A 22,105-nucleotide genomic window follows, 5' to 3' on the forward strand; every position below is an offset into this window, starting at 1 on the left:
ATCTTTGCAACGCCTTAGGCGATTTTGGCATTTTATATAGCGAATTTAGTTATTTTAAAACACTAAAACCAAAGTTTAGCCCTTTAATAAACATAGAAAAAATTTAGAAATGAGTACAAAAACAGTCCCATACGTTCCTAATAAGGTAAAAGATATGTCTCTAGCAGATTGGGGAAGAAAAGAAATTGAATTAGCCGAAGCAGAAATGCCAGGTTTAATGAGTTTACGTGAAGAGTATAAAAATGAGCAGCCATTAAAAGGCGCACGTATTGCTGGTTGTTTACATATGACCATTCAAACTGCTGTTTTAATTGAAACGTTACAGGCTTTAGGTGCAGAGGTTACTTGGAGTAGCTGTAACATTTTCTCTACACAAGATCAAGCAGCTGCTGCTATTGCTGCTGCAGGAACTGCTGTTTATGCTTGGAAAGATATGACTGAAGAAGAGTTTGACTGGTGTATCGAGCAAACCTTATTTTTTGGAGAAGATCGTAAGCCTTTAAACATGATTCTTGATGATGGTGGTGATTTAACTAATATGGTTTTAGATAAATACCCAGAATTAGCTTCTGGTATTAAAGGTTTATCTGAAGAAACTACGACTGGTGTACACCGTTTATACGAGCGTGTTAAAAATGGAACATTACCAATGCCTGCAATTAACGTAAACGACTCTGTAACAAAATCTAAATTTGATAACAAATATGGTTGTCGCGAAAGTGCTGTAGATGCTATACGTCGTGCAACAGACGTGATGTTAGCTGGTAAACGCGTTGTTGTTTGTGGTTACGGAGATGTTGGTAAAGGTACTGCTGCGTCTTTTAAAGGTGCAGGAAGTATCGTAACAGTTACTGAGATTGACCCAATTTGTGCGTTACAAGCTGCAATGGACGGTTTTGAAGTTAAAAAATTAGAAACTGTTGTTGGTAATGCAGATATCGTAATTACTACAACTGGTAACAAAGACATTGTACGTGCAGAGCACTTTAAAGCAATGAAAGATAAAACCATAGTGTGTAACATTGGTCATTTTGATAACGAAATACAAATGGCTTGGTTAAACGAAAACTACGGTAACACTAAAAACACTATAAAACCTCAAGTAGATAAATATACTATTGATGGTAATGATATTATCGTTTTAGCAGAAGGACGTTTAGTAAACTTAGGTTGTGCAACTGGTCATCCAAGTTTTGTAATGAGTAACTCTTTTACTAACCAAACGTTAGCGCAAATCGAGCTTTGGAATCATTCTGACAAGTATGAAAACGAAGTATATATGCTACCAAAACATTTAGATGAAAAAGTAGCTAAATTACACTTAGAAAAAATTGGTGTTGAACTTACCGAGCTTAAGCAAGATCAAGCTGAATATATTGGTGTAACGGTTGAAGGTCCTTTTAAACCAGAACACTATAGATACTAAAATTTCTGCAACAGCAGAAAAATCACAAATCCCAAGCAGAAATGTTTGGGATTTTTTTATTGTACATTTTAAAAATCAAAAACCCTTTCTGTTAAAGAAAGGGTTTTCTTAATTTATGAAAAAATTATTATTTATTCAATTGTAATGAATCTACTGCATGATAAAAGAAATCTTGCTCATCATTCATTGAAACAAATAATCCGTTGGGAAATTTATCACCCAATGCTTGTGTTGTAATATCGCAACCATCAGTTTCTAAAGTTCCTAAGTTTAAAGTTTTTACATAGGTATTGTCTCTTCTTGTAAAAAAATTAAACGTATGATCTTGTTGGTTTGATACTATTATATAACCTTCTCCGTTAGGATAAGTTGCTATAGCAATACCTTCTATATCGTCTTTAAAATACTCAGAACCAAACATAGATATTTCTTTATTCCCATCTTTTGGGTTGGCGTGATATTTTCTTATACCTACACCTTCATCTGAAAAATACACAAAACCTAACTCGTCGTCTACAGCTATAGCTTCAATTTCTTTTTGACCACTAAATGTGCCTAATTTTCTAAGTAATTTTGCAGAAACTCCTGTCGAGTCAGTTTCTAAACCATACTGGTATAAATAACCTTCTTTTGGACCAGCTTTTCGGCTAACAAATACAGAGACTTCATTAGTTTTTGGGTTTTTATAAATTGAAATTCCCATTGGTCTTTTTTGAAGTTTATCAGTTTCATCTTCAAATACTTTAAAACCTCCATTATCAAGTGGCTTTAAATCTGGTACAGAAAATAATCGTATTTGATTTTTTTCTCTTTCTGTAAACATCAATATATCTGTTTCTGTACTATCTGTTAACTTAAAACCATATTCTACATCTACATTATTTGGGTAACTTACACCTGTAATTGCTTTGTCTTTAATTAGTTTTCCGTTTAAATCAAAAGCGTAAACACCGCCATTAACTTCATCTTTATCTGTACCAAAAACTATGCTTTGTTCTGGGTTTTGTTTGTTTACCCAAATTGCTGGATCATCACTATCGTGAGGTACTTTATCTGTTTTTAATGTTGGCGGTATTTCTGGTAAGTTAGTTTTGCAAGCTACCATTGTAATTGCGCAACATAGTATTAAAAATTGTTTCATTATTTTTTGCTTTTAAATAGATCGTACTTTAATCCAAAGGTTAAACGCTTCTCGTAGTATTCCATTTGCATGGTTCTTCCTTTTACACCTTGATAATAACGTAATGGTTGGTTAGTAATGTTATTTAAATTAGCATATAAGGTTAGATTTTTACTTAATGCAACATTAGCATTAAAGTCTAAGAAAAACTGCTCGTCATAGTATCTGTCTTCAAAAGCATTTCCTCCTATTTCATCTATATAATCGTCTGAAAAGTTTGCTGATAGGCGTAAACTGAATTTTTTAGCATCATAGCTTAAAGATCCGTTAAACATATTTGGTGCTGTTTGTGGTAAATCTAAGTCTGTACGCTCTTCTCCGTCTTCGTTATAAATACCATCTGTATTTGAAGTTAAATACGTATAGTTTAAATAAATATTAAAGTTTTTAGCAAAACCTGGTAAGAAATCTAAACGACGTTGAAATGAAAATTCTGCTCCAAAAACAGATGCTCCATCTCCGTTTAATGGTTGGTAAACTTCATAACCATTTTCATTTTCTGTTTGTCTTACATAAACAAAATCTTGAATATCTTTATAGAATAAACCTCCTGAAATTATACCAACAGATTTAAAGTAATGCTCTGCCATAATATCAAAGTTCATAGATGTAGTTGGGTCTAACTCTGAATTACCTAAGAAAATCTCTTCATCTTCATTATTAATTTCTTGATAAGGCGCTAAATCTACATAGTTTGGACGCGCTAAAGTATTTGTCCATGCAAAACGTAAAACAGTATTATCTGTTACGTTATATTTTAAATGAACACCTGGCAAAAGGTTTGTGTAAGAATTTTTGTCTGTTAATTTTTGAATACCGTCTACATCTCCATCTTCATTAAAAGTTAACTCGTTACCTTCACTATCAATAGAGGTATGCTCTAACCTAACACCTGCTAACACGCTAAATTTATCAGAAAAATCTTGATTTAACATAACATATCCTGCGTATACGTTTTCATTAACATCGTAGTTAGCTGTAATATATTCTTCTGGCAAATCTTCACTTTCAAATAGGTTTGTGTTGTTAAGATTAAGTCCTCCTAAAAATTCTTCTGAAGCAAATGTCCCTATTTGATATTGACTACCAGCTAAGAAATCTGAATCAGAGTAGTTTTTTGTAGGAATCATTCCTAACTCATCTAACATTCCTGTTGCATCACTGTATTCTGTAAAATCGTTATCTCTATTTTTATTTTTTAATCTAGTTTTTACTCCAAACTTCAAAAACCCATCTCTATCTTCAACAATAGAAACTGGTAATTTTGCGTTTACAAAAAAGTTAAAATCTTCTTCTTCTGTATATTGATTTTCTTCTGATAACTCGTTTAGTGTGAAAATTGAAAAATCAGAATTAGCAGCATTTACTAGAGCGTAGTTTGGTTTGTCTTGATTGTTATTAAAGTTAACCATGTACTCGCTTTCGTATTCTAAGTAACGCTCGTTTAATCTTTCTTCAGATGCTTTAGCAAATGAAGCCATCCAATCAAATTCTACATTACCTAATAAATGATCTCCACCTAAACTAAAGTTAAACATACGTTGATCTTCTAAACGTCTGTTTTTATTTCTATTATTATCAATTCCGCCTTTAGATTGTCTTTTTGCCTCAACCGGAAACATGGTTAAATTTCCATTGCTATCAACATTAAAATCGCCTAAACCAATATCTTCTCCATCTAATATTTCATGTTCTAATCTAAATCTGTTTTCGCGATCATCTCTCCAGTTGTAAATTGATTTGAAGTAAACCGTATTATTTTTATCTAACTCGTAATCAAAATTTGCAGAAAAACTTCTTCTAACACGTTGTACTAAGTATTCTCTAATTTCAAAAACATTAGCGTAAGGATTTACATCTACTTCTTCAAGGATATCATCACCTTCTATGTCTTGGACTCCTGTATTATATTCAAACTCATCTGTCCATTCTGCTTCTACGTTATCACTTCCAAAATCATTATCATTGATAGATGCAGAAACCATCCAACCAAATTTACCATCGTTAGAACGGTCTCCTACTAAAAATGAACCATTTAAAATACGCTTATCTGTAATAAAGTTTAAACCAGAACCAGCTGTTGCAGACAATCTAAATCCTTGTGGTGATGTTCTTGTAATTAAATTTACAGATCCTCCAAGTGCATCTGCATCCATATCTGGTGTAACTGCTTTATTAACTTCGATAGTTTGAATCATATCAGAAGGAATTAAATCCATTTGTATGTTTCTATTATCTCCTTCTGCAGAAGGAATTCTGCTTCCGTTAAGAGTTACCGAGTTTAATTGAGGTGATAAACCTCTAACAATAATATTTCTTGCTTCTCCTTGATCTACTTGCATTGTAATACCTGGTATACGCTTTACAGCATCTCCTACATTGGCATCCGGAAACTTACCTATTTGGTCTGTAGATACGATATTTGTAATGTTTTGTTTGTTTTTTTGAGCATTTAAAGCTCTTGCTTGACTACCAATACCGTATCCAGTCAATACAACCGTTTCTAATTCGGTATTTTCTGAGTTTAAATTTATATTTAGCGTTGTTGTTGTATTAGCTGTTACTTGTACAGATTTTGAAACATCAGAATATCCTAAATATTTAACCAATAAAGTATAATTTCCTTCTGGCACGTCTACTAGAGTATATTTACCATTAAAGTTAGAGATTGCTCCTTTATTTAATGTTTCTATTAAAATAGTAGCTCCCGGTATAGATATACCATTTTCATCGGTTAATGTTCCTTGAATATTTCCTGACTGAGAATAGCCACTAAAAGAGATAGTTAGTAGCATTAATAAGGTGTAAAAGTATTTCATATTTTGTTGATTTTTGTTCAACGCTAAATAATAAAATACCCATCTAAGTGAATTTAGATAAACTTAAAGGTTGAGTTATTTTTAAATGAAAAAATAAGCTTTTTAATATTAACAAAACTTTGAGGTAATATTAAAGAAACAAAAAACCCTTTCTACAATTAGAAAGGGTTTTTTATTTTTTGGGCTAAAAATTCTTAAGCCTGAAAAGGCTCTATAGAAACATAAGATTTGTTATCTTTTTTCTTTGTGAATTTTACAACACCATCTACTTGAGCGTGTAACGTATGGTCTTTACCTTGGTATACGTTTTCACCTGGATGATGTGTGTTACCTCTTTGTCTTACAATGATATTTCCTGCAACAGCTGCTTGACCACCAAAAATCTTAACACCTAATCGTTTCGATTCTGATTCTCTACCGTTTTTAGAACTACCAACTCCTTTTTTATGAGCCATAATTTTAAGGTTTTAAAGTTTCTGCTTTACGCAGTAACGTTGTGTTATACTTAAGTGTTGTAGATTATTTTTCTACTCCACCATCTAATTTGTCTTGTAACTCTTTTAATTCATCCCACTTACCATCAGCAGCTAATTGAGCTTGTTGTGGCCAAGTGTCTGGTACGTGATTACCACGAACACCTTCGATGATTTCAGAAATTTTTGCTGGTTTAGCTTTAGCTAAATCTGCATAAGTAGCAATTCCTGCTTCTACTAAAGTTTCTGCAATTTTAGGTCCAATACCTTCAATTTTCTTTAAATCATCTGCTTTACCGGAAGCTTTTTTTGCAGTTGCTTTAGGCGCTTCTGCTTTAGCTTCTTTTTTTGGAGCAGCTTTTTCAGCTTTTTTTGCTGGCTTAGCTCCAGATGCTACTATGTTTTCAATTACGATTTCAGTTAAGGCTTGTCTATGACCATTTTTTACACGGTAACCTTTACGTCTTTTCTTTTTGAAAACAATAACTTTATCACCTTTAAGGTGCTTTAAGACTTTTGCACTTACTTGTGCTCCATCTATAGCTGGGGCGCCTACTGTTACATTGCTACCGTCTGCTAATAAAAGTACATTGTCAAAATCAACTTGCTTACCTTCTTCTACTGCTAAACGATTAACAAAAACTTTTTGGTCTTTTTCAACTTTAAATTGATGCCCTGCTATCTCTACAATTGCGTACATAGCGTAACGTTTTTATTAATTTAATTATTACTTTTTGCTTCCATCTTCTCAGAAAGCGGATGCAAATATACTTCTAATTAATTAATCTACAAACGTTTTAGGCATTTTGAAGCATATTTCTGCTCTTTTTTAGCATTTGCATGCAAGTTAAGGTTAAAACAACTGTCGTTGCAAATCCCATAATTGCAACTACAAAAGCTACTAAACCTATGTGTACATTATAATCTTGTTTAAACACAGTAAGTAATTGACTTAAAAAATCAGGGTTAATTTCGGTAGCATATAACGTAAAAAATATTGTAAAAACAATAGCAGCTAAGAATCCAGCTACTAATCCTGATGTAAACCCATTAGAATAAGTAAAGTCTTCATCTTGTTTTAGTTTTTGATGCTTAATAACTTCGTAAATACCAAATCCCGTTATAAAGCCATTAAACAAACTAAAAAAAGGATTTGTGTGTAAATTAAATAATGCTAAAATTAAAAAATAAGCAATAAGGGCTGCACTTATGGCAAACCCATATTTAATAGGTAATGAGATATTTTTCATAGTTTTTTATTTTATTGGTTAAATAGTCCATTTAATTTCGTGAAAAAAAAACTGTTTTTTTATAATTTGATGTTAATTTTTCTGATTTAAAGGATGTTAAGCCATTTGTATTGTTATTTTTGTTAAAAAGTGTAACAAATCTTTAAGATTTGATACTAATACCAAAAAATAGACAATTAAATATCTTAAACATGAAAAAAAGTTTATTCTCATTAGCAGCTTTAGTGTTGGCTGGTTTTACCGCTAATGCTCAAGAAGTTAAGTATGAAGAGTATGATTTAGATAACGGCATGCACGTTATTTTACATCAAGACAATTCTGCACCTGTTGTTACTACTTCTGTAATGTATCACGTTGGTGCTAAAGACGAAAACCCAGAACGCACAGGATTTGCTCACTTTTTTGAGCATCTTTTATTTGAAGGTACAGAAAACATTCCTCGTGGAGATTGGTTTAAAATAGTATCATCAAATGGTGGTAGCAACAACGCTAATACTACAGATGATAGAACGTACTACTACGAAGTTTTTCCTTCTAACCAAGTTGAATTAGGTTTATGGATGGAATCTGAGCGTTTAATGCATCCTGTAATTAATCAAATTGGTGTAGATACACAGAATGAAGTTGTAAAAGAAGAAAAACGTTTACGTGTAGATAACTCTCCTTATGGTAAGTTTTTTGAAAACGTAAAAAAACACATGTTTAAAAAACATCCTTACCGTTGGACTACAATTGGTGAGATGGAACATTTAGATGCAGCAACTTTAGAAGAGTTTCAAGCATTTAACAAAAAATTCTATGTGCCTAACAACGCTGTTTTAGTTGTAGCTGGTGATATAGATGTACCTCAGGTTAAAAAAATGATTAACGATTATTTTGGACCAATTCCAAGAGGTGAAGAAATTACAAGAAACTTCCCAAAAGAAGACCCTATAACAGAACAAATAAATGCTAAAGCTTACGACGCTAACATCCAAATACCTGCTGTTGTAGCTGCTTATCGTACGCCATCTATGAAAGATAGAGATGCTTACGTTTTAGATATGTTATCTACTTACTTAAGTAGCGGAAAATCTTCTGTACTTTACAAAAAGTTAGTTGACGAAAAGAAAATGGCTTTACAAGTTGGCGCTTTTAACAACAGCCAAGAAGACTACGGTACTTATATCCTTTTTGGTCTTCCTTTAGGAGATGTAAAACTTTCTGATCTAATTAAAGAAATTGATGAAGAGATTGTTAAAGTTCAAAACGAATTAATATCAGAAAGAGATTATCAAAAACTTCAAAATCAATTTGAAAATCAATTTGTAAATTCTAATTCTAGTATCTCAGGTATTGCTAACTCTTTAGCTAGATACTACATGCTTTACGGTGATACAGATTTAATCAACTCAGAAATTGAAATCTATAGATCTATTACTAGAGAAGATATGCAAGAAGTAGCTAAAAAATACTTACAACCTAATAAGCGTCTTGTATTAGAGTATTTACCAGAGGAAAAAGATAACAAATAAGAAATGAAGATTAGCTTCGGCAATTTTTCAATTTAAAATATAAAACATAATGAAAACAAAAATAACAGCCTTATTAGCCGTATTGTTCTTATCAATTTCTGCAACAGCTCAAATTGATAGATCTGTACAACCTAAACCAGGTCCTGCTCCAACCATTACTCTAGAAGTACCAGGAGAATTTCAACTTAAAAATGGACTTAAAGTTTTAGTTGTAGAAAACCACAAATTACCACGCGTATCTTACTCTTTAACAATTGACAACAATCCAATTGTAGAAGGAGATAAAGCTGGAGTATCTAGTATGCTTGGAGCTATGTTAGGTAATGGAACTACTAACATATCTAAAGACGAATTTAATGATGAAATTGACTTTTTAGGAGCAAGATTAAGTTTTGGATCTAGTAGCGCATACGCTTCTGGTTTATCTAAATATTCTGAGCGTATTATGGAGTTAATGGCAGATGCAGCAATTAACCCATTATTTACACAAGAAGAATTTGACAAAGAAAAAACTAAAGTTTTAGAAGGACTTAAAAACTCAGAAAAAAGCGTATCTGCTGTAGCTAGTAGAGTTGGATCTGCACTTGCTTACGGTAAAAAACATCCTTATGGAGAATTTATTACAGAAGAAACTGTAAACAATATTACGTTAGATAATGTTAGAGCTTTTTACCAAAAATACTTTAACCCAAACAATGCTTACCTTGTAATTGTTGGAGATGTAGATTTTAAAACCGTTGAAAAAAACGTAAAAAAATATTTTAAAAATTGGGAAAAAGGAATAGATGTTACAACTAATATAATTAAACCAAATCCTAATGTACCTGCTACGCAAATCAATTTTGTTGATATGCCAAACGCAGTTCAATCTAACATTGCTTTAACTAACAATGTAGACTTAAAAATGAATGATGACGATTATCTAGCTGCTAAAGTTGCTAATTACATCCTTGGTGGTGGTGGTGAAGGTTATTTATTCTTAAACCTTCGTGAAGATAAAGGTTACACCTATGGATCTTATTCTAGTATAGGAGCAAATAAATATGGTGCATCAAGATTTGAAGCTACTGCAGAAGTAAGAAATATGGTTACAGATAGCTCTGTAGTAGAAATGCTTAAAGAGGTAAACCGTATTAAAAACGAAACGATTACTGAAGAAGCTTTAAAAAATGCAAAAGCTAAGTATGTAGGTAGTTTTATCATGTCTTTAGAACAACCTCAAACTATTGCAAGAAATGCTCTAAACATTAAATTAAACAATCTTCCTGCAGATTACTACAAGACTTATTTATCAAGAATTAATGCACTTACAGTTCAAGACATTAAAGATGCAGCTAATAAATATTTTAAGCCTGAAAACGCAAGAGTTATTATAGTTGGTAAAGGAAGCGAAGTAATACCTAACTTAGAAAAAACAGGATTACCTATTAAGTATTTTGACAAATTTGCAAACCCTGTAGAAAAGCCAGTATTTTCTAAACCAATACCTGATGGTGTTACTGCAAAAACAGTAGTTGATAATTACTTAACAGCTGTTGGTGGAATAGACAAAATCAAAGCTGTAAAAACAGTACACATGAGTGGAGATGTAAAAATTGAAGGTGTGCCAATTCCTTTAACTGCAGAAGTAAAATACATGATGCCTAACAAAGAATCTTTAGAAATGAACGCTGAAGGTATGGGTACTTTAATGAAGCAAAAGTGGAATGGTACAACTGGATATATGGAGCAACAAGGAATGAAAAGAGATATGACAGAAGATCAAATTGCAGAGAAAAAAGCAAGCCCAGCATTATTCCCAGAAACTGATTTGGACATGAACAATGTAAGCTTAGAAAGCATTGTTTCTATTAACGGAGAGGATAACTACAAAGTAAAAGTAGTTAATGGAGATAATGAAATTTTCCGTTATTACAATACGTCTACTAACTTATTAACTCAAGTAGAAAGTACTACCGAAGCACAAGGTCAAGAAATTAAAACAGTTGTATCATACAACAACTATTCTCCTGTTAACGGAGTACAGTTACCATATGGTCAAACAATTGTTTCTGGACCTCAAACTATATCTATGAATTTTAAAGCAATTAAAGTTAACGAAGGTGTTACAGACGCAGACTTTGAATAATTAATTGTTTATGATATTTATTAAAAATCCGGAGTTTAATTACTTCGGATTTTTTTTTGCTTTCTATTTGCTAAAAACACACCAAATAATATTATCAAACTACCCAAACCTTGGGTCCAACTAAAGGTTTCATTATCTAATAATCCCCAAATTAATGCTACAATTGGCATTATGTAAGTTACAGAAGATGCAAACACAGGTGTTGACATCTGCACTAACTTATTAAATAAAACTTTGGCTAAAGCAGTACAAAAAAAAGATAAAACAACTACAAAACCAATAGAACTTAAAAATTCTGATTGGTCTAAGTTTTCAACATTAAAAAAGTTAGTCAAAATCAACACCAATAATGCAGGAATAAAAATTATAACATAATTACCTGCTGCAATACTTAATGGTTTAACATGTTGCAAATAAGTTTTTATAACATTTACATTAATTGCATACATAATTGTAGTTGCAATTACAAAACCTGCATACCAATAATTTTGATTTGGATTTAGATCTGCTCCTTCAAGGATTAAAATAGAAGTCCCTACAAAACCAATTATAATCCCAATAACCTGTCTAGTATTTGTCGCTATTTTAAAAACAGCAGCACCTAACAAAACCGTATTTAAAGGCACCAAACTATTTAAAATAGAAGCAACAGCGCTATCAATTTCAGTTTCTGCTATAGCAAAGAAAAACGCAGGAAAAAATGAACCTACAAAACCCGAAAGCGCTATCCATTTCCAGTCTTCTTTTTTGATAAGCTTCAATTTATTATAACCAACAATAAACAAAAACACACCGGTAATAATCGTACGTAAAGCTCCTAATTGATAAGCGTTTAATCCTATCAATGCCTTTTTTATCAGGATAAAAGATGTACCCCAAATTAAAGACAACACCAATAGGTAAACCCATTTTAAATAATCATTATTTTGCATAGTCAATTTTTACACTACAAAAATGGAATAATAAATACAATAATTAACAATATTTCTTAGTTTTGTAATCTATTCAGTAATAATTAAATACTATATAAAATGAAATTATTTAAAAACATATTAGCTTTAGCTATTGTCACTCTTTTTGCGTTTAGTTGTAAAAATGAAGCTAAGCCAGAAGTAGTAACTTCTCCAAACTCTGAAATTACAACTAATAATGAAGTAGCTAAATTAGATCCAAACGCTAATTATGCTAAAGCAGAATTCACTATCGAAGGAATGACTTGTGCAATGGGTTGCGCAAAAACTATCGAGAAGAAAATGGCTAAAATGGAAGGTGTAAAATCTGCAACAGTAGATTTTGACAAAAAATTAGCAATGGTAGAATATGATGATGCTAAAGTAACACAAGAAAGTTTAGAAAATACAGTTACAAGTGTTGCAGATCAATACAGTGTAAAAGACATGAAAACTGTAGAGAGTTTTACTAAAGACAAAAAAGAATGTTCTGCAAAATGTAAAGAAAAATGTGCAAACAAAACAGATGCAGAAAAAATGGCTTGTAAAGAAGCATGCAAAAAAACTTGCGCAGAAAAAGCTAAAAAAGCCTAAAACATTTAAAAGTTTATTATAAAAAGCCTCGATTAATCGAGGCTTTTTTATGCTTTAAAATCAATAAATATTCATATTTTGGATAAAATTTATTAAAGATGAAAAATAAAATTCTCTTATTCATTACAATTTTGTGTGCTTATTTTATAAAAGCTCAAACATTACCTCAAACCATTAGCGATACAACTTTTACAATTGGTAAAACAGTAAAAATTAAGTCTAAAATATTAAACGAAAGCAGAGAATTAAATATCTATTTACCTGCATCTTACAATCTAGACAGTTTAAAGACCTATCCTGTAATCTATTTATTAGACGGTTCTAAAGACGAAGATTTTATACATATTTCAGGAATTGTGCAATTTGGTTCGTTTTCTTGGATTAATATGTTGCCAGAGTCTATTGTTGTAGGAATTGCTAATGTAGACAGAAAAAGAGACTTTACATATCCATCTAAAAATGAACTTGATCAAAAAGAATTTCCTTCATCTGGAAAATCTGATAAATTTATAAGTTTTATAGAATCAGAACTTCAGCCTTACATTAACTCTAAATTTAAAACTAGTAAAGAAAAAACAATTATTGGTCAATCTTTAGGCGGCTTATTAGCAACAGAAATATTATTTAAAAAACCAGATCTTTTTGACAATTATATTATTGTTAGTCCTAGTTTGTGGTGGGATGATGAAAATTTATTAAACTTCAAACCTATTATTTATAACAATAATAAATCTATTTACGTAGCAGTTGGTAAAGAAGGTCAAGTTATGGAACGTACAGCCAAAGAACTTTACGAAAAACTAAACTCTAATAAAAAACAAAACACAAGGTTGTTTTTTAACTTTTTAGAAAACAAAACTCACGGAGATGCTTTACACATTGCAGTTTATGATGCTTTTGAGAAAATTTATAATTCTAAAAAATAAATTACTTCCACTCTAAAGTTTCCATTATGTGTTTAATATCTTTTTGCAGATAGTTAGCAGCAGGTAAGATAGAATCGTAATTTGGTTTTGCGTAAAAATATAAAGAACCTGTTAAAAAGTGCTTTGTACTATCTGTGACATAAAATTGTGATTGGCTTGCTGCATTACCTCCAACTTCGTAAAACATTCCGTAAACCTTTCGTTCTTTATTATCATAAACTTGCTCAACAATTTCATCAGCTTTACGTGTGTGTTCTTGTGTAAAGTTTTGTGCGTCTTTTAAAAACTTGGTTAATTCTTCTTCGTTGTGTATGGTTTTATAAGTAAGATAAATTGTTCCTTTTAATTTATCATATTCTAAGTTTAACCCAAAACTACTAGGATCATTAGGAATGGTTTTAATTTTAACAGTATCACTAAGTGTATTTCTTTCAAAAGAAAACGGTAATTGTTTATTATAACTTTTATAAGTTGCTTCTGGATACTCTAACCTTAAATACCCTTTTGGTTTTGGTACAGGATCTTCTGCGCAACTGGTTAATAAGAGTAAACCTAAAAGTAAATATGTTAGTTTTTGTATCATTAATTCTACATTTTGGTTAGGGTAAAGTTACCTTAACACGCTTAATTCTTTTTTTATCTAAAGACTCTATAGTAAAAACGTAATTTTCAAATTTTATTTTACTGTTTCGTTTAGGAAAACCTCCAGAATTCTCTAAAATAAATCCAGCTAAAGTTTCGGCTTCACCTTTATTGTCTTCAAAAACGGTATCGTCTTCAAGTTTTATAATTTTATAAAAATCTTTTAATGCTGTTTTACCTTCAAAGACGTAATTTTTGTCATCTAATTTAGAAAATATTAGGTCTTCATCATCAAACTCGTCACTTATATCACCAACAATTTCTTCTATAATATCTTCTAAAGACACTAAACCTGAAGTTCCTCCATATTCGTCAACTACAACAGCTAGGTGTACTTTTTTCTCTTGAAATTCGGACATTAAATCATCCAATTTTTTGTTTTCTGGCACAAAAAATGGATCACGTAAAAGCGATGTCCAATCAAATTCTTTTTCATTTAAATAAGGCAACAAGTCTTTTACGTACAAAATACCTTTTATATTATCCATATTATCTTGGTAAACTGGTATTCTGGAATAACCGTTGGCTACAATTTCTTCCACAATTTCTGCGTAAGTTTGATCTATACTTAATGCAAATACATCAATACGTGGCTGCATCACTTGCTTGGTATCTGTATTACCAAAACTTACAATACCTTGTAGTATTTTTTGCTCTTCTTTGGTTGTATCATGCTCGCTTGTTAACTCTAAAGCTTGAGATAATTGATCTACACTAAGGTTTGATTTTTGTTTTCCTAATCGGCTGTGTATTGTTAGCGTTATAGCACGCATTGGTAGGCTTAACGGAGAAAAAACAACATCTAAAACACGTAAAGGATATGCCATAAAAGTGGCGAATTTTAAATTATTACGGCTAGCATATATTTTTGGTAAAATTTCTCCAAAAAGCAAAATTAAAAAAGTAACAACTACTACATCAACTATAAATTTTATTAAAGTAGATGTAATACTTTTAAACATAAACTCACTTAAAAAAGCAAACAAAATTACTATACCAATATTTATAAAATTATTTGCCACCAATATGGTTGCCAGTAGTTTTTTTGGTCGTTCTAAAAGCTTGGTAATTATTTTTATTTGGTTTTTTGCAGCTAGTTCTTCGTCTTCTAAGTCTGTTCTTGACAAAGAAAATAAAGCAACTTCCGCTCCAGAAATTAATGCAGAACCAATTAAAAGAACTATTAAAAGTACAAATCCTAGTACTATATTTATATTAGTACTAGCTATAAGTAAGATAAAACACGAGGGTTCAGGATCCATATAATATTACTTAAAACGGAAGATCGTCATTACTATCTTCTACTGTTTGTGTATTTGGTGTTTCAGGTTTTGGTGCTTGTTGTTGCATCGGTTTTGCTTGTGCATTACCTTGCATAGCTTCAGATTCGTTTTTATTACTTAAAAACGTAAAATCTGTCACTTGTATTTCTGTACTATAGCGGTCGTTACCAGAATCATCTTGCCACTTTCTAGTTTTTATTCGACCTTCAACATATATTTTATCTCCTTTAGACAAGTATTTTTCGCAGATTTCTGCACCTTTATTACGTACAACTATATTATGCCATTCTGTATTACTAATACGCTCATTAGTTTGCTTATTGGTATAAGTTTCGTTAGTTGCCAAAGGAAAACGTCCTACACAGCCACCACCTTCAAAATAGTGCATTTTTACTTCGTCTCCTAAATGCCCAATTAGCATTACTTTATTTAGTGTTCCTGACATAATTATTTAATATTAAGGACGCAAAATTACAGAATTGCGTCTGTATGTTATTAAAATTAATAATTTTTTTTGAAGTGAATGAATTATAAATTTTAAAAATTAAATTTATCAATAAAGTTTCCTATCAAAATAGGCACAGGATAGTCTTTTATGTTAGAAATATCAATACCATTTTCAATACTTTTATCTACACTAACTATCCAAAATTTTGTGTACAAATGTTGATGAGATAGTTTATGTATTATATCTGTATCATTATATAAATGAACATCAAAATTCATATCTTCTAAAACATCTAAATTTTCAATCTTAGACTTTATATTATTATAAATTGAAGGTTTTTCAGTTTCAATTAAAGGAAATTGATATAAGTTTTGCCAAATCCCGCTTCCAACACGTTGTTCTAAAATTGTTTTTTCGTTTTTAGAAATAATAACTATAAAATTAAAGTACTTTTTAGTAACCTTAGTTTTTTTAAGCTTAACAGGTAATACAGCAATTTTATTTTCTTTTAATGCTAAGCAACTTGTTTTAAAAGGACAAACACTACAATCTGGATTTTTAGGTTTGCATTGTCTTGCGCCAAACTCCATTATAGCTTGATTAAAAATAGCAGGTTGTTGTTTATCTATTAATTGTTGTGCTAACGCTTTAAACTCTTTTTGTCCTGGCGTAGAGTTTATTGGTGTTTCAATTCCAAAAATTCTTGATAAAGCTCTATAAACATTACCATCTACCACTGCAGTTACTTCGTTAAAGCAAATAGAGGCAATTGCGCTAGCAGTATAATCTCCAACACCTTTTAGCTTTAAAATATCTTTATATGTATCAGGAAAAACACCATCAAGCTCGTTTACTATATATTTTGCAGACCAATGTAAATTTCGTGCGCGTGAGTAATAACCCAATCCTTGCCATAATTTTAAAACGTCTTCTTCATTAGCATTTGCAAGATCATAAACTGTCGGAAATTGACTTGTAAAAGCATGGTAATAAGGTGTACCTTGAACAACTTGTGTTTGCTGTAAGATAATTTCAGAAAGCCAGATATAGTAAGGGTTATTCGTACTACGCCAAGGTAAATCGCGTTTGTTTACTGTATACCAATTAATTAACTTTGTTGAAAAATTCATAGGGCTAAAAACTACAAGAAATGCAAAAGTAAAGTTTATAGCATTAAAATTTAATGAATTAGGTTTGAAATATTGAATATTAAATGCCTATATTTGCCAACCCTTAAAAAAAATATAATAACCCAAATAATAAAAGAAAATGACTAAGGCTGATTTAGTAGCAAAAATTTCTGAGAAATTAGGAATTGAAAAAGGAGATGTTCAAGCGACTGTTGAAACTTTTATGGAAGAAGTAAAAACATCTTTAGAGAGTGGAGATAACGTGTATTTAAGAGGATTCGGTAGCTTCATCATCAAAACTAGAGCTGAAAAAACTGGAAGAAATATTTCTAAAAACACAACAATAAAGATTCCAGCTCACAATATTCCAGCATTTAAGCCAGCAAAAGTATTTGTAGAAGGCGTTAAGACAAATGTTGACGTAAAGTAAAAATTTAAACGAATTATTAATTTAAAAACATTAACCTATGCCAAGTGGTAAGAAACGTAAAAGACACAAGGTTGCTACGCATAAGCGTAAAAAACGTAGACGCGCTAACCGTCACAAAAAGAAAAAATAATTCCAAAAAGTAGTTTTTTAACTACTTTTTTGGTTTTTTAAAATTTCGTTCTTTGAAAATAGAGTTTAAAAAAATTACGTTATAACCTTGCGTAAAAATAAACTCAGCCGGATTAAAAATCCTGTGAAAATTGTATAATCCATCTATACTTAATCGTATGGATAAAAATTAACCTAAATGGATAAAGAATTAATTATTAGGTCTAGTCCAGAAGCTGTTGATTTTGCCTTATTAAAAGATGGAAAACTAATTGAATTACATAAAGATGAAGATGGTAACAAGTTTGCTGTTGGTGATGTGTTTATCGCCAAAATAAGAAAAGCTGTACCAGGTCTTAATGCTGCATTTGTTAATGTAGGATATGAAAAAGATGCCTTTTTGCATTATCATGATTTAGGACCAAAAATTTCTTCACTTTTAAAATTCACAAAACGTGTAAGCACAGGTAAATTAAAAGACTTTTCTTTAAAAGATTACCCATTTGAAAAAGACATTGATAAAGACGGTAAAATAAATAACGTCTTAAAATCAAACCAGTCTATTTTAGTACAAATCGTAAAAGAACCAATATCTACAAAAGGTCCAAGAATAAGCTCAGAGCTTTCTATTGCCGGTAGATATATTGTTTTAGTCCCTTTTTCTGATCGTATATCTATTTCTCAAAAAATAGAAAATAGAGAAGAAAAAGACCGCTTAAAACGATTGGTAAAAAGCATAACACCACCAGGTTTTGGCGTTATTGTACGAACAGTAGCTGAAGGCAAAAAAGTAGCCGAACTAGACAAAGATTTACAACATCTGTTAAGTCGTTGGACAACAATGTGTAAAAAGCTACACAAAGCCCATCACCCTACCAAAGTATTAGGAGAATTAAATAAAGCATCTTCAATTTTAAGAGACATATTTAACGACACTTTTACAGGTATACATGTAGATGATGAAGAGCTTTATTTTCAAATAAAAGATTATTTGCAAGAAATTGCACCAAATAAAGAATCAATTGTCAAACTCTATCAATCTAAAGTTCCCATTTTTGAGAAATTTGGGATAGAACGACAAATAAAAACTTCTTTTGGAAAAACAGTATCTATGGCTAAAGGTGCCTACCTTGTTATAGAACATACTGAAGCACTTCATGTAATAGACGTTAACAGCGGTAATAGATCTAACAAATCAAACTCACAAGAAGATACTGCGCTAGAAGTAAATCTTATCTCTGCAACAGAAGTTGCAAGACAGTTAAGATTACGCGATATGGGCGGTATTATTGTAGTAGACTTTATAGATTTAAACTCTGCCGAAAACAGAAAAAAACTTTACAATCACTTACGTGAAGAAATGAAAGATGATAGAGCCAAACATAAAATATTACCTCCTAGTAAGTTTGGATTGATTCAAATAACACGTCAAAGAGTACGACCAGAAATGAACATTAAAACCAGAGAAGTTAACCCTAATGGCGATAATGGAGAAGAGGTCGAGGCACCAATAGTATTGGTACAAAAAATAACTCATGACTTAGAACAACTATTTAAAAAAGACTATAAAAAGGTGACCTTAAACACACATCCTTTTATAGCAGCCTTTTTAACAAAAGGTTTTCCATCTGTACGTTCAAAATGGTTTTTTGAACACAAAAAATGGGTAAAAATACAACCTAGAGATGCTTACACATATTTAGAATATCATTTTTACGATAAAAATGGTGATTTAATAAAATAACCCAAAGCCTTGCTAATTAATTAGTGAGGCTTTTTTTATTGTAAAGATTTAGGCGTTTTAACAGGCTGTTCGTTATATCTTTTTTTGCCTTATATGGAAGCAAAAAAAGGATGCCACTACCATCCTTAACGCAAAAAAGCGGTAATTTGATTGGTTCAAATCACCGCTTTTTTAGTATTACTTAAACTGATTATTTCAGCATAAAATTTAGATTACTGCTTAACAATTAAGAACTGACTTCTTCTGTTAAGTTGGTGTTGTTCTTTACTACAAGGGTTACAATCTACAGCAGGCTCAGTTTCACCTTTACCAGTTGCAGATATTCTGCTAGCATCAATACCTTTAGAGATAATGTACTGTCTTGTAGTTTGCGCACGTCTTTCTGATAAAGCTTGGTTGTAGCTATCAGAACCTCTAAAGTCTGTGTGAGACGTTGCTTCTATAACCATATCTGGGTATTTATTCATCACTTGTACTAAGTTGTCTAATTCAAACGCTGCTTTTGCTGTGATGTTTGATTTGTCAAACTCAAAGTAAATTGGGTTTAACACCACTTCTACAGGTGTTACAATCTCTTCTATTGGTGTTAATGCTACGCTTACTGCTACTTCTTCTTCGTTAGTACCATCTACGCTTACTTTGTTACTTTCGTAACCTTCCATAGTGACTTGTAACTCTGTATCTGTTTCACATTCTACAATATACTCTACAATACCTTCTGCATTAGTAGTTTTTGTAGCTAAAATGTTTCCGTTAGCATCGGCTAAGCTTGTTGTTGCTCCTGCTATTACATCTCCGGTTTTCTCATCTACTACAGTTCCTGTAATTAATACATCACATAATGGTTGTAACTTTTTAATAGCATAAATGTCATCACTTCCTTTTCCTCCTTCACGGTTAGACGATACAAATCCTTCTCCTGTCTCTTCATTCATTCTAAAAGCAAAGTCATCGCCATTACTATTTATTGGTGTTCCTGCATTACGTATTGGCGCCATTTTACCGTCTATTTCTTTAGTGTGGAATACATCCATACCTCCAAGCCCTAAATGACCTGTAGAAGAGAAGTAAAGTGTGTTATCACTACTAATGTATGGGAACATTTCTTGTCCTTCGGTATTTACCTTTTGACCTAAGTTTTCTGGTGTGCCTACATTTCCGTTTGCATCTAAAGTTGCTTTGTAAATATCAAACTTACCATATCCTCCAGGCATATCACTTGCAAAGTAAATCATACTTCCATCTGCACTTACACTTGGATTTTTTATTGAGTAGTTTGGACTATTGATAGTTAAGGCTTCTACTTCGCTAAAACCATCACTGTCTTTTGTGGCTTTAAATAGGTGTAATACACTAATTTTAGTATTTGATAAACTGTCTTTTTCATAGATGTTTTCAAAGAAACTTTCTCTTGAAAAATACATAGTCTTTCCGTCTGGTGTAAAGCTTACAATACCTTCGTGGTATTTTGTGTTAATATCACCTTCTAAAAGCTCTTCACCTTGGTAAGTCCCATCTTCTGCTACAGTATATTCGTAGATATCTAAAAATGGTTCTTCATTCCATCCGTATTTTTTACGGTTATCATTTCTAGAACTAGTAATGTATAGTTTACCATCTTGAAGCGTACCTCCAAAATCTGATGTAGCTGTGTTGATGTCTAAGTTTTGTACGTTAAAGGTTTTTCCTTTGTCTAAGATTTTTGATAAATAATCTGGGTTAGACTTGTACATCATTGCTCTGTCATCTGATGGCTTCATTGCAGCAAACTTATCCATTTGCGTGTTTGATGCTTCGTACTTTCCGTTTGCTTTTAGCATTTCTGAATACTTGTAGATCATCTCTGCATCGTTTGCTCCTGCTTCAAATGCTTTAGCATACCATTTTTCGGCTGCTTCGGTACTATAGATATTGTAGTTGGCTTCTGCTAATTGTGAGTAGACATAAGCATCGGCTTCTCCTTTTTCTACTAATTTATTGTAGGCCTCTATAGCGTCTACAAATTGATACTTAGCAAAAAGTTTATCGGCTTTTTTTGTGGTACTATTTTGAGCAGTTAGACTAAAACTGCTTATTAAGGCACAAACTATAAATAATTGTATATGTTTCATTGTTCTTGGTTAGCTTATCTGATTAGAAATAACGTGGTGATCTTGATACTTTTCTTGGTAGATTGATATCAAAGTTGATAAATATCTCATGGGATGAGTTAGTTACAACATCTAATTGTGAGTTAACACTGTCATATGCATAACCGATTCTTAAGTTTGGTGCTACTAAAAAGTTAACCATACCACTAAACGAATCGTCTAAACGGTAACCTGCGCCTACTTCTACAAAATCATACATAAATAGGTTTAGATTAACATCATAAGTCACTGGTGAACTAAACGCTAGCTTTGTCATTACATGTGGCTTTAACTTAAAGTTCTCTGATAAGTCAAAAACATATCCTGCAGCTAAAAATGCGTGTTGGGTCTCTGACCCTATTTTAAACCCATTAGCATCTAAGTGTACAGATTCTAAAATATTTGGCATCGATGCAGAAATGTAATACTTGTTTGGCTTATAAAAATATAAACCTGCTCCTATATTTGGTGTGACTTCATTGATGTTTTCTGAATAGAAAGGATCGTTTGGATCTAATACTTCTACTGAAGTTAATCCAATGTCATGAAAAGTAGCTCCTGCTTTTAATCCAAATGCTAATTTTGTTCCTGTCCCTACCGGTAAGGTGTATGAGAAATCTACATACGCATTAGTCTCGTTTACTGGTCCTACTTCGTCACTTATTAAGGATAAACCTAAACCTACACGCTTACCTACTGGCGAGTGTATGGTTAAGGTTCCTGTTGATGGTGCTCCTTCTAAACCTACCCATTGGCTTCTGTAAAGTGCGCCTATGGCAACACCTTCGTATGAACCCGCGTAAGCTGGATTGACCACATTCATGTTATACATGTATTGTGTGTATTGTGGATCTTGCTGTGCTTGTGCTTGCAATGCAAAGAGCAAAGCGAATAGGATATATATTTTTTTCATTATATCTGTATTGGTTGT

The 22,105-nt window shown here is 31.7% G+C and carries 19 protein-coding genes; 7 read left to right on the forward strand and 12 right to left on the reverse strand.

The window, feature by feature from the left end:
* Positions 1-109: 109 nt before the first annotated feature.
* On the forward strand, positions 110-1,426 hold the full coding sequence (gene ahcY, locus INR78_RS04290; protein ID WP_106679707.1) for an adenosylhomocysteinase: 1,317 nt from the start codon (positions 110-112) through the stop codon (positions 1,424-1,426).
* Between the two features lie 127 nt (positions 1,427-1,553).
* Here the strand turns inward: ahcY and INR78_RS04295 are convergent, their stop codons facing one another.
* The 5 genes from INR78_RS04295 to INR78_RS04315 form a co-directional block, all read right to left on the reverse strand.
* The gene (locus INR78_RS04295; RefSeq protein ID WP_223077612.1) at positions 1,554-2,567 is read right to left on the reverse strand and encodes a phytase; all 1,014 of its coding nucleotides are present in this window, start codon (positions 2,565-2,567) and stop codon (positions 1,554-1,556) included.
* Entirely contained in the window at positions 2,567-5,425 is a 2,859-nt protein-coding gene (locus INR78_RS04300) for a TonB-dependent receptor (protein WP_223077613.1), read from the reverse strand. The genes INR78_RS04295 and INR78_RS04300 overlap by 1 nt, the downstream gene beginning before the upstream one ends.
* 194 nt (positions 5,426-5,619) lie before the next feature.
* Positions 5,620-5,880: a 50S ribosomal protein L27 gene (gene rpmA / locus INR78_RS04305; protein ID WP_027880838.1), complete on the reverse strand. Its 261-nt coding sequence runs from the start codon at positions 5,878-5,880 to the stop codon at positions 5,620-5,622.
* 64 nt (positions 5,881-5,944) lie between these two features.
* Positions 5,945-6,598, reverse strand: a complete 654-nt coding sequence (rplU, locus tag INR78_RS04310) for a 50S ribosomal protein L21 (protein ID WP_106679702.1) — start codon at positions 6,596-6,598, stop codon at positions 5,945-5,947.
* A 97-nt stretch (positions 6,599-6,695) separates the two neighbouring features.
* A complete protein-coding gene (locus INR78_RS04315) occupies positions 6,696-7,148 on the reverse strand; it encodes a DUF4199 domain-containing protein (protein WP_027880836.1) in 453 nt (150 codons plus the stop codon).
* Positions 7,149-7,339: 191 nt separating this feature from the next.
* Between INR78_RS04315 and INR78_RS04320 the strand changes: the two genes are divergently transcribed.
* Both INR78_RS04320 and INR78_RS04325 read left to right on the forward strand, forming a co-directional pair.
* Complete coding sequence (locus INR78_RS04320) at positions 7,340-8,662, forward strand: pitrilysin family protein (protein WP_223077614.1); 1,323 nt, start codon at positions 7,340-7,342, stop codon at positions 8,660-8,662.
* A 49-nt stretch (positions 8,663-8,711) separates the two neighbouring features.
* Positions 8,712-10,790: a pitrilysin family protein gene (locus INR78_RS04325; protein ID WP_223077615.1), complete on the forward strand. Its 2,079-nt coding sequence runs from the start codon at positions 8,712-8,714 to the stop codon at positions 10,788-10,790.
* A 35-nt stretch (positions 10,791-10,825) separates the two neighbouring features.
* On the opposite strand, the gene INR78_RS04330 is transcribed toward INR78_RS04325, so the two are convergent.
* Entirely contained in the window at positions 10,826-11,722 is an 897-nt protein-coding gene (locus tag INR78_RS04330; RefSeq protein ID WP_223077616.1) for a DMT family transporter, read from the reverse strand.
* 99 nt (positions 11,723-11,821) lie between these two features.
* Here INR78_RS04330 and INR78_RS04335 point away from each other — a divergent pair, with 99 nt between their 5' ends.
* Both INR78_RS04335 and INR78_RS04340 read left to right on the forward strand, forming a co-directional pair.
* Entirely contained in the window at positions 11,822-12,334 is a 513-nt protein-coding gene (locus INR78_RS04335) for a heavy-metal-associated domain-containing protein (protein ID WP_223077617.1), read from the forward strand.
* Between the two features lie 98 nt (positions 12,335-12,432).
* A complete protein-coding gene (locus tag INR78_RS04340) occupies positions 12,433-13,260 on the forward strand; it encodes an alpha/beta hydrolase (RefSeq protein WP_223077618.1) in 828 nt (275 codons plus the stop codon).
* Between the two features lies 1 nt (position 13,261).
* Here the strand turns inward: INR78_RS04340 and gldD are convergent, their stop codons facing one another.
* The 4 genes from gldD to mutY all read right to left on the reverse strand — a co-directional run bounded on the left by gldD (position 13,262) and on the right by mutY (position 16,763).
* Positions 13,262-13,843 (reverse strand): gliding motility lipoprotein GldD, encoded by a 582-nt coding sequence (gene gldD, locus INR78_RS04345; protein WP_106679692.1) that lies wholly within the window; start codon positions 13,841-13,843, stop codon positions 13,262-13,264.
* Between the two features lie 16 nt (positions 13,844-13,859).
* A complete protein-coding gene (locus INR78_RS04350) occupies positions 13,860-15,164 on the reverse strand; it encodes a gliding motility-associated protein GldE (protein ID WP_106679691.1) in 1,305 nt (434 codons plus the stop codon).
* Between the two features lie 10 nt (positions 15,165-15,174).
* Complete coding sequence (locus INR78_RS04355) at positions 15,175-15,630, reverse strand: single-stranded DNA-binding protein (RefSeq protein ID WP_223077619.1); 456 nt, start codon at positions 15,628-15,630, stop codon at positions 15,175-15,177.
* 92 nt (positions 15,631-15,722) lie between these two features.
* Positions 15,723-16,763: an A/G-specific adenine glycosylase gene (gene mutY / locus INR78_RS04360; RefSeq protein ID WP_223077620.1), complete on the reverse strand. Its 1,041-nt coding sequence runs from the start codon at positions 16,761-16,763 to the stop codon at positions 15,723-15,725.
* A gap of 139 nt (positions 16,764-16,902) precedes the next feature.
* Between mutY and INR78_RS04365 the strand changes: the two genes are divergently transcribed.
* Both INR78_RS04365 and INR78_RS04370 read left to right on the forward strand, forming a co-directional pair.
* Entirely contained in the window at positions 16,903-17,193 is a 291-nt protein-coding gene (locus INR78_RS04365) for an HU family DNA-binding protein (protein ID WP_019386001.1), read from the forward strand.
* 307 nt (positions 17,194-17,500) lie between these two features.
* Complete coding sequence (locus INR78_RS04370) at positions 17,501-19,045, forward strand: ribonuclease E/G (protein WP_027880826.1); 1,545 nt, start codon at positions 17,501-17,503, stop codon at positions 19,043-19,045.
* A 212-nt stretch (positions 19,046-19,257) separates the two neighbouring features.
* On the opposite strand, the gene INR78_RS13675 is transcribed toward INR78_RS04370, so the two are convergent.
* Together INR78_RS13675 and INR78_RS04380 are read right to left on the reverse strand one after the other, a co-directional pair.
* Positions 19,258-21,156, reverse strand: coding sequence for an OmpA family protein (locus INR78_RS13675; RefSeq protein ID WP_223077621.1), 1,899 nt, complete (start codon positions 21,154-21,156; stop codon positions 19,258-19,260).
* Between the two features lie 22 nt (positions 21,157-21,178).
* Positions 21,179-22,087: a type IX secretion system membrane protein PorP/SprF gene (locus INR78_RS04380; RefSeq protein WP_223077622.1), complete on the reverse strand. Its 909-nt coding sequence runs from the start codon at positions 22,085-22,087 to the stop codon at positions 21,179-21,181.
* Between the last annotated feature and the right edge of the window lie 18 nt (positions 22,088-22,105).

The organism is Mesoflavibacter sp. SCSIO 43206, from assembly GCF_019904215.1.
Classification (GTDB): domain Bacteria; phylum Bacteroidota; class Bacteroidia; order Flavobacteriales; family Flavobacteriaceae; genus Mesoflavibacter; species Mesoflavibacter zeaxanthinifaciens.

Coding starts and splice junctions, on each gene's coding strand:
- ahcY (WP_106679707.1), top strand. CDS start 110: ATGAGTACAAAAACAGTCCCATACGTTCCTAATAAGGTAAAAGATATG.
- INR78_RS04295 (WP_223077612.1), bottom strand. CDS start 2,567: ATGAAACAATTTTTAATACTATGTTGCGCAATTACAATGGTAGCTTGC.
- INR78_RS04300 (WP_223077613.1), bottom strand. CDS start 5,425: ATGAAATACTTTTACACCTTATTAATGCTACTAACTATCTCTTTTAGT.
- rpmA (WP_027880838.1), bottom strand. CDS start 5,880: ATGGCTCATAAAAAAGGAGTTGGTAGTTCTAAAAACGGTAGAGAATCA.
- rplU (WP_106679702.1), bottom strand. CDS start 6,598: ATGTACGCAATTGTAGAGATAGCAGGGCATCAATTTAAAGTTGAAAAA.
- INR78_RS04315 (WP_027880836.1), bottom strand. CDS start 7,148: ATGAAAAATATCTCATTACCTATTAAATATGGGTTTGCCATAAGTGCA.
- INR78_RS04320 (WP_223077614.1), top strand. CDS start 7,340: ATGAAAAAAAGTTTATTCTCATTAGCAGCTTTAGTGTTGGCTGGTTTT.
- INR78_RS04325 (WP_223077615.1), top strand. CDS start 8,712: ATGAAAACAAAAATAACAGCCTTATTAGCCGTATTGTTCTTATCAATT.
- INR78_RS04330 (WP_223077616.1), bottom strand. CDS start 11,722: ATGCAAAATAATGATTATTTAAAATGGGTTTACCTATTGGTGTTGTCT.
- INR78_RS04335 (WP_223077617.1), top strand. CDS start 11,822: ATGAAATTATTTAAAAACATATTAGCTTTAGCTATTGTCACTCTTTTT.
- INR78_RS04340 (WP_223077618.1), top strand. CDS start 12,433: ATGAAAAATAAAATTCTCTTATTCATTACAATTTTGTGTGCTTATTTT.
- gldD (WP_106679692.1), bottom strand. CDS start 13,843: ATGATACAAAAACTAACATATTTACTTTTAGGTTTACTCTTATTAACC.
- INR78_RS04350 (WP_106679691.1), bottom strand. CDS start 15,164: ATGGATCCTGAACCCTCGTGTTTTATCTTACTTATAGCTAGTACTAAT.
- INR78_RS04355 (WP_223077619.1), bottom strand. CDS start 15,630: ATGTCAGGAACACTAAATAAAGTAATGCTAATTGGGCATTTAGGAGAC.
- mutY (WP_223077620.1), bottom strand. CDS start 16,763: ATGAATTTTTCAACAAAGTTAATTAATTGGTATACAGTAAACAAACGC.
- INR78_RS04365 (WP_019386001.1), top strand. CDS start 16,903: ATGACTAAGGCTGATTTAGTAGCAAAAATTTCTGAGAAATTAGGAATT.
- INR78_RS04370 (WP_027880826.1), top strand. CDS start 17,501: ATGGATAAAGAATTAATTATTAGGTCTAGTCCAGAAGCTGTTGATTTT.
- INR78_RS13675 (WP_223077621.1), bottom strand. CDS start 21,156: ATGAAACATATACAATTATTTATAGTTTGTGCCTTAATAAGCAGTTTT.
- INR78_RS04380 (WP_223077622.1), bottom strand. CDS start 22,087: ATGAAAAAAATATATATCCTATTCGCTTTGCTCTTTGCATTGCAAGCA.